The organism is [Collinsella] massiliensis (assembly GCF_002161605.1).
Taxonomy (GTDB): Bacteria; Actinomycetota; Coriobacteriia; order Coriobacteriales; family Coriobacteriaceae; genus Enorma.
The window spans coordinates 21,059-35,344 of the sequence record NZ_NFIE01000015.1 but is presented as its reverse complement, the minus strand read 5'-3'; the positions used below and the strand labels follow the sequence as shown (position 1 = coordinate 35,344).

The following is a 14,286-nucleotide window of genomic DNA, read 5'->3' as shown; positions in this document are numbered from 1 at the left end:
GAAAATCCGCGCCGGAAACCCGCAACACCGGGCTTCGAGTATTGTCCCCATGGCCTCGTATGATAAGAACAAGCGTTCGATAGTCATACGGAGAAGGGGCCAGCGTTGCCACCGAGGGGGATTCGGACATATGTCGACATCGTCGTCCGCGTGAGCGCCGACGGCACCGAGTTGTCTCGCGCCATCGTGCTGCCCGACGGACGCGCGTTCGAGGTAACTCGCGTAACGTCGAAGAAGCGCCTCCAAGGCGGCTGGGTGTACGCCATCCAGATCGGCGAGCATATGACGAGCCTCTACAAGGATGCGGCGGGCTGGAGCGGCGAGCGCTGGTTCGTGGTCATGCGCGTCGCGCGCGAAGGGTGAGGGCGCGCCCGCACCCTCCTCAGCGCGTCCCAGCGCGCCCCGCGCCAGGCAATGAAAACGGCGGGCACCCCTTCGTCGGGGTGCCCGCCGTTCGTGCGCGCATCGCGTGCGCCATCTGCTGCCGGCTGGATTGAGCAGCGCGGCCGGCGCTAGCTCGTCTCTTCGCCCTCGCCGGTCGTCGGGGACTCGGGTGAGGTCGGCGACGTGGGCGAATCCGGGGTATCCGGCTCGGGTTCCGGTTCGGGCTCGGGGCCCTCGGAGATGTAGATCGTCACGGTGCTGCCGGGCTTCGCCTGGCCGGTGGGATCCTGGCTCATGACGTAGCCGGCTGCATAGCGGCTGCTGTACCCGCCGGAGACGGGGTTCACCGAGAAGCCTGCCTCGGACAGCATGTTCGTGGCCTCGGCCTCGGTGTAGCCCACGACGCCCGGGATGTTCTCGGCGTCCGGCCCCGTGGAGACCTTGTACGTCACCGTCGATCCCTCGTCGACCTCCTCGCCGGCGGCGGGGTTCTGGTCGAAGACCTTGCCCTCCTCGGCGTCGTTCGCCTCGGTGACGGGATGCCCGGTGAGCCCGGCCTCCTTGAGCAGCTGCTCGGCCTCCTCCTGCGTGCACCCGCTCAGGCTCGGCACGGTCGTGGTCTTGGTCTCCGGGCCGCGCACGATGGTGATGTCGATCTTATCGCCCTTGTGCACGGAGCGGCCCTCGCCCGGCGTCTGGTCCATGATCTCGCCGACCTCGTAGTCGTCGCTGTAGCCGGGGTCGATGTTACCCAGCTCGAGGCCGTATTTCTCGAGCTCGTCCTCGGCCTGCTGCTGCGTCATGCCCAGCAGGTTGGGGGCGGGGAACTCCTCGCCGCCCGCGCCGAGGGCGTTCATGGCGATGAACGCGATGACGCCGATCACCGCGATGGCGCCGATGATGGCGGCGGCGATCTTCGCCCCGCGCCCGCGCTTGGGCTCGGGCTCGTACGAGCCCTGGCCGCCGGACACGCTCGAACGCCCGCCCGCGCCGCCGCGCACCGTGGTGGCGCCCAGGTCGGCCGGGCGCGCCATGGCCTGCGTCTTGTCCGTCATGACGCGCGTCTCGGTCGCGCCCGCGCCGCCCACGCCGCCGATGGCGCCGGCCGCGAGCACGCGCGTGGGCTCCGGGACGTCCACCTGCCTGCCGGCGAGGTAGGCGTTGAGCGCCTGGCGCAGCTCGTCGGCCGACTGGAAGCGGTTCGCGGGGTCCTTCTCCATGCAGCGCAGGATGATGCGCTCGAGGTTCGCATCGATGGCGGGATTGAGCTGCGAGGGGGGAACGGGCAGCTCGTTCATCTGCTTCACCGCGACGGAGATGGCGTCCTCGCCGTCGAAGGGCACCTGGCCGGTGGCGCACTCGTACATCACCACGCCGAGCGAGTAGATGTCGGACGTAGGGCCGAGCTCCTGGCCGCGCGCCTGCTCGGGGCTCACGTAGTGCGCGGTGCCCAGGACGTTGTTGTCCTGCGTGAGGTGGCTGTTCTTGGCGCGCGCGATGCCGAAGTCCATGACCTTGATGTTGCCGTCGGGCAGCACCATGATGTTCTGCGGCTTGATGTCGCGGTGGATGATCTCGTGCTTATGGGCGACGGAGAGCGCGCCGCAGATCTGCGAGCCGATCTGCGCGACCTTCTTGGGGTCGAGCGCCCCGTGGCTGCGGATGCCGCTCTTGAGGTCCGTGCCGCGCAGGTACTCCATGACGATGTAGTACGTGTCGCCGTCCTTGCCCCAGTCGTAGATGCCCACGATGTAGGGGCTCTGGAGGCCGGCCGCCGCCTGCGCCTCCTGCTTGAAGCGCGCGGCGAACGTGGCGTCGGCCGCGTACTGCGGCAGCATGATCTTGATGGCCACGGTGCGGTCGAGCACCTGGTCCTGCGCGCGGTACACGGTGGCCATGCCGCCCGAGCCGACCTTGTCCTTGATGAGGTACCTTCCCCCGAGGACCTGCTGTTGCATCGTTACTCCTCACAAACCTTGCATCGTACGAGTGAACCTGGGAATAGGGAACGGGCGCGTCACGACCCCTGCGCCGCGAGGGCGGCGGCGAGCACCTTGCCCGCCACCTCGGCGGCCGAGCCGCCGTCGCTGGAATAATCCTCGATCACCACCGAGATGGCGACCGTCGGGTTATCATAGGGGGCGAAGCCCACGAACGTGGAGTTCACCTGGGACGAGGTGGCCTCGGCCGTACCGGTCTTGCCGGCCACCTGGACGCCGGACACCTGCGCGGCGCTGCCGGTGCCGCCCTGCACGACGCCGAGCATCGCCTGGCCGACCTGCGCGGCGGTGCTGGCGCTCACGGCCTGGCCGAGCGAGCGCGGCTGCGTGGTGCTCACCACCGTGCCGTCCGGCGCGAGCACCTGGCCCACCACGTAGGGGTTCATGACGATGCCGTCGTTGGCGATGGCGGCGGCCATCACGGCGTTCTGCATGCAGGTGGTCTGCGGGCCGGGGGTGTGTCCCTGGCCGACGGGCTGGCCGGCGCCCGCCCACGCGGTCTCCCACTCCGTCATCTCGCTCGGGTCGGGCATGATGGACGGGGTGGTGGAGAAGTCCTGGCCGAGCGACTGCCCGTAGCCGAAGGCGCGCGCGTACTGCACGAGGCTGTCCGCCCCGCTCTCGACGGCCATCTGGGCGAACGCGGTGTTCGCGGAGACCTCGAAGGCGCGCTCGAGGCTGATGGTGCCCCAGTTCGTGCCGCCGATGTTCGTGACGCTCGCGCCGCCGATCTCGATCTCGCCGGGGGCGTCGATCTGGGTGTCGAGGGTGGCGGTGCCGGTCTCGAGCGCCGTGGCGAGCGTGATGACCTTGAACGTGGAGCCCGGGGTGTAGAGCGCCTGGGTGGCGCGGTTGTACTCGCCCGTGCCCTCGCTGCCGGACTCGCGCACGGCGTCGATGTCGGTGTTGTCGAAGGACGGCGCGCTCGCCATGGCCAGCACGGCGCCGGAGCGCGGGTCGAGCACCACGATGGCGCCCGTGCGGCCCGCGAGCGCCTGCTCGGCCGCGGCCTGGATGCGCGAGTCGATGGTGAGCACGACGGAGTTGCCGGGCTGCGCCACGCCCGCGAGCGACAGGATGGCGTTCTCCCAGCTCGAGTAGTCCTTCGAGCCGGTGAGCGTGTCGTTCATGGTGCTCTCCACGCCGGAGGAGCCGTACTGCGTGGAGTAGTAGCCCACCGTGTGCGCGGCCATGTTGCCGTTGGGGTAGGAGCGCACGTACGTGCCGTCGTCCTGGCGCACGGACTCGGCGAGCGTGAGCCCGTCCGAGGTGATGATGGACCCGCGCTGGATGTAGGCCTGGCGCATGATGGTGTGGTTGTTCGAGGGCATGCTCTGGTACTCGTCGGCCTTGATGACCTGGATGTAGGTGAGGTTGCCGATGAGCACCGCGAAGAGCGCGGTGAACAGGAACACGGTGCGGGTGAGGCGCTTGGCGAGCGCGACGCGGCCGAGCACGCCGGATTCGGGCGTGTCGAGCAGGCGCCGGCGCAGGCGCGAGCCGGGGCGCGCGTGCGAGCCGCCGATGCTGCCGGAGCCGCCGGTGGCACCGGTGCGCCCAGCCCGGCCGGACGCGCCGCCGTCCTTGCGCGCGCCGTGGAAGATGCGCGTGCCCACGCTGCTCATGAGGCCGTCGGCGACGGCCTCCGCCCCGCGCGAGCCCATGGCGGGGATGGCGGCCATGATGCCCGTGCCCGTGAGCTCCGTCTCGCGGCCGGTGGCCTCGTCGCCCGCGCGCATGAGCAGGCCGACGATGATGAAGCTCGCCAGGAGCGACGAGCCGCCCTGGCTCATGAACGGCAGCGTCACGCCCGTGAGCGGGATGAGCCGCGTCACGCCGCCCACGATGAGGAAGGCCTGGAACGAGATGGCGGCGGTGAGGCCGGCGGCCGAGAACGCGGCGAGGTCGCTCTTGGCGCGCGCCGCGGTGGTGAGGCCGCGCACGGCGAAGAGCATGAAGAGCATGAGCACGGCGGTGGCGCCGAGCAGGCCGAGCTCCTCGCCGATGGCCGAGAAGATGAAGTCCGAGGCCACGACGGGGATGTAGTCGGGCATGCCGCGGCCGATGCCCGTGCCCACGAGGCCGCCGTCGGCGAGCGAGTAGAGCGACTGCACGAGCTGGTAGCCGCCGCCCTGCGCGTCGGCGAAGGGGTCGAGCCAGATAGCGAAGCGCGTGCGCACGTGCCCCATGAGCTGGTACATGCCGAAGCCGCCGATGAACAGGAGCACGATGCCGATGATGACGTAGGAGATGCGCCCCGTGGCCACGTAGAGCATGATGAGGAAGAGCGTGTAGAAGAGCAGCGCCGAGCCCAGGTCGCGCTCGAAGGCGACGATGGCCAGGCACACGCCCCACACCACGAAGAGCGGCGCGAGCAGGCGCAGGCGCGGGATCTTGAAGCCCAGGATGTTGTGGTTGGCGATGGAGAGCAGCTCGCGGTTCTCCGAGAGGTAGCCTGCGAGGAAGAGCACGATGGCCACCTTGGCGAACTCGCCGGGCTGGATGGTGAAGGAGCCGATCTCGATCCAGAGCTTGGAGCCGTAACGGTCCGTGCCGATGAACATGGGCAGGAGCAGCAGCACGATGCCCGCGAGGCCGAGCGTGTACTTATAGCGCTTCACCACGTCGAGGTTCTTCACGAGGGCGAGCGTGCCGATCATGAGCGCGATGCCCACGAAGAGGTAGATGATCTGGTTGATGGCCGACGACGGCGCGAGCCGCGAGACGAAGGTGATGCCGATGCCCGAGAGCACGAAGACGATCGGCAGGATGGCCGGGTCCGCGCCGGGCGCCAGGAAGCGCACGCCGATGTGCGCGGCGGCGAAGGCGGCGAACAGGCCGAGCGGCACGGCGAGCGTGCTGAACGTGAGCGCGGTGCCGGTGGTGACCACATAGAGCGCGTAGAGCAGGGTGACGGGGAACGCGCCCCCGATCAACAGCATGAGCTCGGTGTTGCGACGGCTTCCCATCACGCCTCACCTCCCGGGGTTCCGGCCGCTTCGGCGCCGGCGGCATCGTCGGCGTCGGTGGAGCTGCCCTCGATGGCGGCGGCGTTCTGGGCCGCCCTCGTCCTATCGGCATCGATCTGCGTGCGGTACTGCGAGAGCGTCGCGCGCGCCTCGTCCATGCTCGCCTGGCCGATGCCCTCGTTCAGGCGGTTCTGCGTGTCCTCGGGCAGGTCATCGATCTGGATGGCGGTCTCGTCGTACAGGCGGTAGAGGTCGATGCCCAGGATGGACTCCGGCACGCCGGTGTAGATGGCCACATGCCCGTTGTGCACGCCGAGGAACAGCGAGCTGGAAACGACGTACGCGCCGACGGCCAGGGCCGCGGCGAGCGCGAAGATGATGCCCGCGAGCGCGATGAGGATGTTGCGGCGCCGCCGGCGGATGAGGTCGCGCATGCGGCCGTCGTCGACCACGTCGGCCACCACGACGGTCACGTTGTCGCCGCCGCCCGCGGCGAGCGCGGCGTCGACGAGGTTGTCGACGCACAGCTGCGCGGTGGGGGACTGCATGGCGATGGCCTCGATGTCGGCGTCGGGCACCATGCTCGAGAGGCCGTCGGAGCACAGGATGAGGCGGTCGCCCTCCTCGATGTTGAGCTGGAAGTGGTCCGCGTACATGGCGGGGTCGGAGCCGAGCGCGCGGGTGATGACGGAGCGGTTGGGGTGCACGCGCGCCTCGTCGGCCGTGATCTCGCCGGCGTCGACGAGCTCCTCCACATAGGAGTGGTCGTGGGTGACGCGGATGAGCGTGCCCTCGTGCAGCAGGTAGGCGCGCGAGTCGCCCACGTGCGCGATGGCGAGCGACGTGCCCTCGATGTAGGCGACCGTCGCCGTGCAGCCCATGCCGGGCTTGCCGAGCCCGTTCTCCGCCGCCTCGATGATGGCGGCGTTGGCGGCCTCGACGGCAGCTGCGAGGCGGGCGGGATCGGCCTCATGCGGCGCGAGGCGCGCGATGGTCTCGACCGCGAGCGAGGATGCCACCTCGCCGGCGGCGTGGCCGCCCATGCCGTCGCACACGCAGAACAGCGGCGACTGCACGAGGTAGGAGTCCTCGTTGTGCGTGCGCACACAGCCCACGTCGGAGCGGGCGCCCCACATGAGCGAGGTGCTCGTGCCGGCGTCGTAGGTGGAATCGGTATCGATGCGCTCCTCCGTGACCGCGGGGAAGCTCTGCGTGGAGCCGGGGTCGGTGAGCTTGCGCTCCACGGCGGCGACGTCGATCTCGGCCGTGGTGTCGGGGCGCGCGGGCCCGGCCGTCTGCTCGGGGTCGGGCTCCGGGGCGGGTGCCGGCGCCGCGACGGGCTCGGCCGCGGGCGCGGGCGCGGCATGCGCGGGCTCGGGGTCGGCGGCGGGCGCCGGGGCCGCATGCGCGCCGATCGCCGCGGGCGCCGCATCGAGCGGGGCGTCGGCCTCGGCGGGGGCCATCGGGTCGAGCGCGGGCGTCGCCGCGCCGATTGGCGCGTTCGTCGGCTGGGGCGCCGGCTCGGAAGGGAATGTGCGCTCCCCGGACGTCATCGGCGGCTCACCTTCATCACGACGTCACCGATCTGCACCTCGTCGCCCTCGCGCAGGGTCGCGGGCTCCAGGAGCTGGCGGCCGTTCACGAGCGTGCCGTTGAGCGAGTTGAGGTCCTCGATGACGAGGGCGGGGCCCTGGAGCGAGAAGCGCGCGTGGCTCGCCGAGACGAACGGCTCGTTGATGCAGATGTCGGAGCTGGGCGAGCGGCCCACGATCACGGGGCCGAGCATGTCCACGTGGATGCCGCGGATGCCGCGCGGGCCCTTGTCGACGTCGATCGTCCAGATGGCGGAGTCGCGGCGCTGGCCGCGCACGAGGCCCACGCCGGTCTTCATGACGGCGAACAGGAAGATGTAGAGCAGGACGACGAGGACGATGCGCCCGATGAAGAGGATGACGTCGATCATGGGCCTCAGCTCCTGAACTCGAACGTGCTGAGACCGAAGGTGAGCACGTCACCGTTGCGCAGCGGGCAGCGGGTGATGCGGCGGTTGTTCACGAGCGTGCCGTTCGTGGAGTTGAGGTCCTCGATGGACCACTCGGTGCCCGCGAGCGTGATCTGCGCGTGGCGGCGCGAGACGTTGGGGTCGCGCAGCACGATGTTGGCGGCCGCGCGCTCGCGCCCGATGATGCACGCCGGCGCGGTGACGGGGTGGGTCTCGCCGGTCACGACGTCGACGAGCTGCGCCGACGCCGGGGCCGCGGCGCGCCCGCTCGCGAGGTTGCCGGCGATGCTCGCGGCACCGAGGGCGCCACCGGTCGCGGCGGCACCGCCCATGCCGGCGAGTGCCTCGCGCGTGACGGTCTTGGGTACGGGGATGGGCGCCTCCTCGACGGCCGGGACGTCGGGGACGGAGGCGAGCGGGCTGGGGGCGGCGCTGCGGGCCGCGGCCACGGCGCCGGCACCCGCGGCGGCACCGGCTGCGGCGGCACCCGCCATGCCCGCGCCCGCTGCGGCCGCGGAGGCGTAGCCGCCGGCGGCGGGGCTCGGCGTCTGCGCGAGGCTTGCCTGCCGCACGGGGCTCTCGACAGCCGCCGCGGGGCGGGGCTGCGGGGTCTGCTGGCGCGGCATGGGCGCCTGCTGGCTGCGCGCGGCGGCCGAGGCCGGGAAGTTCTGCGCGAGGCTCTGCTGGTAGGCGCGCTCCTCCTCATAGAGGCGCGCGAGGGTCTGGGCGTCGACGTTCTCGGCGAAGACGGAGAACTTGCCGGCCTTGAGCTCGGGGTCGATCATGAACCGCACGAGCGGCTCGCCCACGAACGTGTAGCGCTTCTTCTCGGCCTGCGCCTTCACGAGCGAGCTCACCTCGCGTGCGAGCTGCGGGTAGTAGGGGGCCATGAAGGCGTCGTCGTCGTTCGCGATGAGGATCGTGTAGAGCGCGGGCGCGGTGTTCGCGCCGTTCACCACGAGCGTCTGCTCCTCCATCTCGTGAGCGGCCTGCTTGGCCAGCTTCTTGAACGAGAACGGCGCGCGCGCGGCACCGAAGATCCCCGCCACGCGGTCCTCGAAGATGTTCAGGAAGTTCACGGTCGATCACCTTCTGGCATGTCTTTTCGATATCCCAACGAGTATACGCATATGAAGATAATTATAGAGGATAGGGCTCCCGCGCCGATGGCTATGGCCGCTCCGTAGGTCGCGACGAGCGCATTTTCCATAGGGTTTGCAAGCCAGAGCAGCAAAACAACCATAATTCCGGGCAGGGTGCCGCCCACGATGAGCATGGCGTTTCCGCGGGATTCCCGCATGTTGCGCGCGTGGCGGGCGAGCGCGAGGCTCGTCGCGGCGGCCGCGAGCGCGAGCACCACGGCACCGGCCGCGACCTCGGGCCGCGCGAGCACGCGCGCCGCCGTGTCGACCGCGAGGGTGCCGCCCGCGCGCGTGGCGGAGATGAGCAGCTGCGCGAAGGGCACGCCGAGGGCGAGCGTCGCCGCCGCCGGCACGGGCGGGAGGAAGTATCCCGCGAAGGCGGCCGCCGCGCCGGCGAGCACGACGGGATCGCCCGTCGCCGCGTCGAGCGCCAGGCAGGCCGAGAGCGCGGCCGAGGCGGCCGGCAGCGTGCGGCCCCACACATACCACCAGCCGATGAAGAGCGCGCAGACGCCCATGGCCACGGGCAGGGCGGCGAGGAGGTCGGTGGCGTTCAGAAGCATCGTCACGAAGCCCGCGGCGAGGAGCGCCGAGCCGATCTGCGGCGCGATGCCGCTCGCCACTCCCATGGCGAGCGCGGCCACGGCGACCGCCCCCGCCTCGAGCCCCATGGCGCCCAGGATCGCGGCGGCCCCGCCGGCGACGGCGAGCGCGCTCACGACGCCCACCACCGCCCGGCGCGCCTTGGGCGACCTGCTGCCCAGGTAGCCCTCGGCCGGGTCGAGCTCCCACACGCGCCGGCGGCCGCCCTCCTCGGCGCCCTGTTCCGCATCCTCCGTGTCGTCGGACGTGAGCTGCGCGATGATGCGCGCCAGGCTCCGCCGCCCCTCGCGCGGGCTGCCCAGGCCGGGCAGGAACCAGTCGCCGAACTCCTGCATCGACGCCATGCGCTGCGCGGGGTCGGGGTCGAGGGCGCAGAGCAGCGCCTCCTCGGCGTTCTCGGGGATGTCAGCGAGCAGGCTCGAGGGGTAGATCACGCCCTTCTCGATGCGCCTGAGGGAATCCGCCGGGGTGCCGGCGCGGAACGGCGCGGTGGCGCAGAGCGACTCGTAGAGCACGGCGGCGAGCGAGAAGATGTCGCTCCGCTCGTCCACGACCTCGCCGCGCAGCTGCTCGGGCGGCATGTAGCCGATCGTCCCGCCGCGTGCGCCGCCGAAGCCCGCGGCGCTCGTGAGCGTGGCCATGCCGAAATCCGTGAGCTTCACATGTCCGTTGTGGTCGATGAGCACGTTGGCGGGCTTGATGTCGAGGTGGAGCACGCCGTTCTCGTGCGCGTGGGCGAGCGCCTGGACGAGGGCGTCGGCGATGGCGGCGCACTCGTCGTAGGTGAGGGAGCTGCCGTCCACGCCGGAGAGGAACTCCTCGAGCGACATGCCGTCGATGTACTCCATGACCAGGTAGGCGTACTCGGCGTCGTAGGTGAAGTCGATGACCGAGACGATGTTGGGATGCTGGAGCATGCTCGCCGTGCGCGCCTCCGCGAGCGCCGCGGCGCGGGTGCTCTCGGGCGTGGTGCTCAGCTCGGCGGCGAGCGGGATGCGCTTGATGGCCACGCGGCGCTGGAGGCGGGTGTCCATGCACACCTCGACCGAGCCGAAGCCGCCCGTGGCGCGCGTCTCGATGGGGCGGTAGCGCTTGAGCAGCGACGACGCCATGGCGCCGGGCGCGGGAACCGCCTCGGGCATGCGGTGCGTGACGGCCGCCCCCGGCGCGGGCGCGACGGTGCGGCGCGATGGGTTGTGGTGCGAGAACAGCGGCATGCTCGTCCTTGGTGCGTTTATGGTGCGTTGATACAATCCATGATAAAACCCAGACAGGCTGGATTTTATCATGTTTCGAAGCCCCGCCCGCGCCGCGCGCGAGAGGGTATCATGGTGGCACCGAGACGATGCGAGGAGGGGGCGCCGCACATGCCGAACGAAGCCAGCACGGGCAGCGACGCAGGCGCGGACGCCGCCCGGCTCGCCGCGTACGAGGCGTTCGCCGCCGGCACGCGCGCGGAGCTCGCGGACGTCACGGCGCGCATGGACGAGCTCAAGGCCGCCGGCAAGGTGAAGTCGGCCACGTACCGGCAGCTCTTCGCGACGCGCGCCACGCTCAAGGATATCGATCGCCGCCTGCGCGAGCGCGGGCTCTAGGGCATCGCGCCGCCGCGGCGCGCAGACGCAGGCAGATGGGATAGAAGGGGTCTCGATGGAGTCGCTCTATAGGAAATACCGCCCGCTCACGTTCGAGAGCGTCGTGGGGCAGCAGCACATCGTGTCCACGCTCGAGCACGCCGTGACCGAGGGGCGCCTGTCCCACGCGTACCTCTTCTGCGGCCCGCGCGGCACGGGCAAGACCACCATGGCGCGCATCCTGGCGAAGTCGCTGCTCTGCCAGGGCGCCGAGGGGGCGCGCGCCCAGGGCGCGGCGGGGTGCCTGCCGGACGGCACGTGCCCCGAGTGCCAGGCCATCGCCGAGGGCACGCACCCGGACGTCTACGAGCTCGACGCCGCGAGCCGCACCGGCGTGGACAACGTGCGCGAGGAGATCATCGGCTCGGTGAACTTCGCCCCCGTGCGCGGTGCGTACAAGGTCTACATCATCGACGAGGTGCACATGCTCACCACGGCAGCGTTCAACGCGCTGCTCAAGACCCTCGAGGAGCCGCCCGCGCACGTGGTGTTCGTGCTGTGCACGACCGACCCCCAGAAGATCCCCGAGACGATCCTCTCGCGCTGCCAGCGGTTCGACTTCCATCGCATCGGCAACGAGGACATCGTGGGGCGGTTGCGCTTCATCTGCGAGCAGGAGGGCTTCGCGTTCGACGACGACGCCCTCGAGATCGTGGCCAAGCACGCCCGCGGTGGCATGCGCGACGCGCTCTCCACGCTCGAGCAGCTCTCGGTGTTCGGCAACGGCGCGGTGCGCTCGGCCGACGCGCGGGCGCTTTTGGGCGAGGTGTCCGGCACGGTGCTCTCGCGCTTCAGCCACGCGCTCGCCTCGCGCGACGTCGCGACCCTTTTCGCGCTCGTGAAGGAGCAGGTCGATGCCGGCGAGGATCTCATGGAGCTCACGCGCGACCTCGTGGCGCACGTCCGCGACGTGTACATGGTCTACGTGGCCGGCGCGCGCCCCGAGCTCATCGAGGGCACGCCCGAGGAGGCGGCGGCGCTCGCGGAGGAGGCGGGGCTGTTCGGCAGCGGCGACCGGCTGTCGCGCGTGCTCATCGTGCTCGACGACGCCGCGCTCGAGATGCGCTCCGCCGCCGACATGCGCCTCGTGCTCGAGATCGCGCTCACGCGGCTCGCGCGCCCCGAGTCCGACCTGACGCTCGAGGCGCTCGCCGAGCGCATCGACGCGCTCGAGAAGCAGGTGGCGCGGGGGATCCCCTCGGCCCCGCTGAGCGCTCCGGACATGGCGGCGCTCGTGGGCGCGGGCACGGCGCACGCGGCGGCTGAGCACTCGGCCGAGTCGGCGGGGGGTGCTGAGAAGGTGGCGGCTGCGGCGGCTGCCCCGGCGGTTTCCGAGCCGGTGAAGTCGGCTGAGGAGCCGCGGGCCGCGAGCGCGCCGGTGGCGCCCGCCGGCGGGGATGCGGCTGCGCCGGAGCACGCCGCGCCGTCGCCGTTCGGGGGCGCGCCCGCGCAGGCGGTGCCGCCCGCGCCGGAACCTGCGCCCGAGCGCCATGCCCCCATCTCGTCCGCATCCCAGGCCGCCGCGCAGACGGTCGCGGCGGAGCAGGGGAGCGTCGCCCCCGCTGCACCCGTAGCCCCTGCGGCGCCCGTCGCGCCTGCGCCCGCTCCGGCGCCTGAGCCCAGTGCCGCCCCCGCCGCGGCGGAGCCAGCGCCCGCAGCTCCATCGGCCGCTGCCGTGCGCGACCCCGGCGAGCTCCAGCGCAAGTGGAGCGAGGTCGTGCGCCTCGTGACGGCGGCGCAGCCCTCCCGCGGCTCGCTGCTCCTGAGCTCGCGCGCCGTCGCCGACGACGGGGAGACCATCACGGTGAACTTCCCCGCGGGATCGAATTTCGCCATCACCATGCTCGGTCGACCGGATACGCAGAGCATCGTGCAGCCCCAGGTGGTCGCCGTCTTCGGCACGCGCCTCGTGCGGTACGTGATGGGCGAGGAGCCCGCCGGCGCGCCCGCGCCCCAGCCTGCCGCCCCGGCAGCGCCCGCGCCCGCCCCGCAGCCCGCACCCCAGCCCGCCGCTCCGGCGGCCCCGGCGCCTGCGCCCGCCCCCGCGGAGCCCGCCGCGCCGCTCGACGCCCCGCTCGACGACGTGGTGCCCTACGACGACATCGCCGCCTCCGATTTCTCCGAGGAGGACATGCCGCCCTTCGACATGCCCGGCGAGGCGCCTGCAGCCCCCGCCGAGCCCGCTGCTTCGACGTTCGTTTCCGCGGCTCCGACGCCTGTTGAGCCCGCCGCGCCCGTGAGCGCCCCGGCGCCCGCGCCGGCGATGAGCGCCGCCCCCGCGAGCGCGCCCGCCCCGACGCCCGCTCCCGCACCGCAGCCGCAAGCCGCCCCCGCCCCCGTGACCGCAGGCGGTGCCGCGAACGACGAGATCAAGGACATCCTCTCCACGATCTTCGGCGAGGGCGTCGTGTTCCCGGAGTCCGACGAGGAGTAGCCCTGCCGTCCCATCCGATGCATCGCGCGAAGCGCTGCCTGCGCCGGCCCTCCACGGCGGGTGCCCGCGCGGCGCTCGGCCGATGCGTTCGTGATACCATGTCTCGGCAACGAATCGCATGCTCAAGCAAGGGAGTTCCGCATGGCTCAGATGAATATGCAGCAGATGATGAAGCAGGCCCGCAAGATGCAGGAGCAGCTCGCGGCGGCTCAGGAGAACATCGCCCAGTCGACGGTCGACGCGTCGGCCGGCGGCGGCATGGTCAAGGTGACGGTGAACGGCGAGATGCAGATCACCTCGCTCAAGATCGATCCCGAGGCGCTTGACCCCGAGGACGTCGAGATGCTCGAGGACATGATCACCGCCGCCGTGAACGAGGCGCTGCGCGGCGTGGGCGACCTCGCGAACCGCCAGATGGGCGCCATCACCGGCGGGCTCAACATCCCCGGGATGCCGTTCTAAAGGCTGCGCGAGATGGCGAGTAATCAGGATCTGCAGCGGCTGCTCGACGAGCTGGGGCGCCTGCCGGGCATCGGCCCCAAGAGCGCGCAGCGCATCGCCTACTACCTGCTCGAGGCCGATGCGGAGGAGGCGCGCCGCCTGGCGCAGGCGATCCTCGACGTGAAGGAGCACGTCCACTTCTGCAAGCGCTGCTTCAACTACGCCACGGCGGACGAATGCCCCATCTGCATGGACGGCATGCGCGACCGCACGCGCATCTGCGTGGTGGGCGAGCCCCGCGACATCCAGGCCATCGAGCGGACGGGCAGCTACCATGGGCTGTACCACGTGCTCGGCGGGGTGATCAGCCCCATGGAGAAGATCGGCCCGGAGCAGCTGCACGTGCGCGAGCTGCTCGCGCGCCTGGGCGAGGAGGACATCCAAGAGGTCATCATTGCCACGAACCCCAACATCGAGGGCGAGGCGACGGCGACCTACCTCGCACGCACCATCAAGCCGCTCGGCATCACGGTGAGCCGCCTCGCGAGCGGCCTGCCCGTGGGCGGCGACCTCGAGTACGCCGACGAGCTCACGCTCGGCCGCGCCATCGAAGCCCGCCGCGCGCTGTGAGCCGTTGGAGTCATCGAGTCGTCGGGGACGGGTGAGACAGTGGGGAC

Annotated in this window: 11 protein-coding genes; 5 read left to right on the top strand and 6 right to left on the bottom strand. The window is 71.3% G+C overall.

The features are described from left to right. Window positions 1–105 precede the first annotated feature (105 nt). The gene (locus B5G02_RS07130; protein ID WP_241146192.1) at window positions 106–363 is read left to right on the top strand and encodes a hypothetical protein; all 258 of its coding nucleotides are present in this window, start codon (window positions 106–108) and stop codon (window positions 361–363) included. 149 nt (window positions 364–512) lie between these two features. On the opposite strand, the gene pknB is transcribed toward B5G02_RS07130, so the two are convergent. Genes pknB through B5G02_RS07100 form a run of 6 tightly spaced genes read right to left on the bottom strand, consistent with a single transcriptional unit; the run spans window position 513 to window position 10,317 of the window. Then, window positions 513–2,342 carry a Stk1 family PASTA domain-containing Ser/Thr kinase gene (gene pknB, locus B5G02_RS07125; RefSeq protein ID WP_094335726.1) on the bottom strand — a complete coding sequence of 610 codons (1,830 nt, stop codon included), beginning with the start codon at window positions 2,340–2,342 and terminating at the stop codon, window positions 513–515. Window positions 2,343–2,401: 59 nt separating this feature from the next. After that, the gene (locus B5G02_RS07120; RefSeq protein ID WP_094335725.1) at window positions 2,402–5,353 is read right to left on the bottom strand and encodes an FtsW/RodA/SpoVE family cell cycle protein; all 2,952 of its coding nucleotides are present in this window, start codon (window positions 5,351–5,353) and stop codon (window positions 2,402–2,404) included. Beyond that, window positions 5,353–6,906, bottom strand: coding sequence for a Stp1/IreP family PP2C-type Ser/Thr phosphatase (locus B5G02_RS07115; RefSeq protein ID WP_241146191.1), 1,554 nt, complete (start codon window positions 6,904–6,906; stop codon window positions 5,353–5,355). The genes B5G02_RS07120 and B5G02_RS07115 overlap by 1 nt, the downstream gene beginning before the upstream one ends. Beyond that, window positions 6,903–7,316, bottom strand: coding sequence for an FHA domain-containing protein (locus tag B5G02_RS07110; RefSeq protein ID WP_019240196.1), 414 nt, complete (start codon window positions 7,314–7,316; stop codon window positions 6,903–6,905). Before B5G02_RS07110 ends, B5G02_RS07115 begins: the two co-directional genes overlap by 4 nt. A gap of 5 nt (window positions 7,317–7,321) precedes the next feature. Then, the gene (locus B5G02_RS07105) at window positions 7,322–8,434 is read right to left on the bottom strand and encodes an FhaA domain-containing protein (RefSeq protein WP_094335724.1); all 1,113 of its coding nucleotides are present in this window, start codon (window positions 8,432–8,434) and stop codon (window positions 7,322–7,324) included. After that, window positions 8,431–10,317, bottom strand: a complete 1,887-nt coding sequence (locus B5G02_RS07100) for a serine/threonine-protein kinase (RefSeq protein ID WP_162609757.1) — start codon at window positions 10,315–10,317, stop codon at window positions 8,431–8,433. The genes B5G02_RS07105 and B5G02_RS07100 overlap by 4 nt, the downstream gene beginning before the upstream one ends. A gap of 150 nt (window positions 10,318–10,467) precedes the next feature. Here B5G02_RS07100 and B5G02_RS07095 point away from each other — a divergent pair, with 150 nt between their 5' ends. The 4 genes from B5G02_RS07095 (at window position 10,468) to recR (ending at window position 14,239) form a co-directional block, all read left to right on the top strand. Then, window positions 10,468–10,695 carry a hypothetical protein gene (locus B5G02_RS07095; RefSeq protein ID WP_019239953.1) on the top strand — a complete coding sequence of 76 codons (228 nt, stop codon included), beginning with the start codon at window positions 10,468–10,470 and terminating at the stop codon, window positions 10,693–10,695. A gap of 55 nt (window positions 10,696–10,750) precedes the next feature. Continuing rightward, complete coding sequence (dnaX, locus tag B5G02_RS10260; protein WP_094335722.1) at window positions 10,751–13,168, top strand: DNA polymerase III subunit gamma/tau; 2,418 nt, start codon at window positions 10,751–10,753, stop codon at window positions 13,166–13,168. Between the two features lie 141 nt (window positions 13,169–13,309). Next, window positions 13,310–13,630: a YbaB/EbfC family nucleoid-associated protein gene (locus tag B5G02_RS07085; RefSeq protein ID WP_019239950.1), complete on the top strand. Its 321-nt coding sequence runs from the start codon at window positions 13,310–13,312 to the stop codon at window positions 13,628–13,630. A gap of 12 nt (window positions 13,631–13,642) precedes the next feature. Next, a complete protein-coding gene (recR, locus tag B5G02_RS07080) occupies window positions 13,643–14,239 on the top strand; it encodes a recombination mediator RecR (RefSeq protein ID WP_019239949.1) in 597 nt (198 codons plus the stop codon). Window positions 14,240–14,286 lie beyond the last annotated feature (47 nt).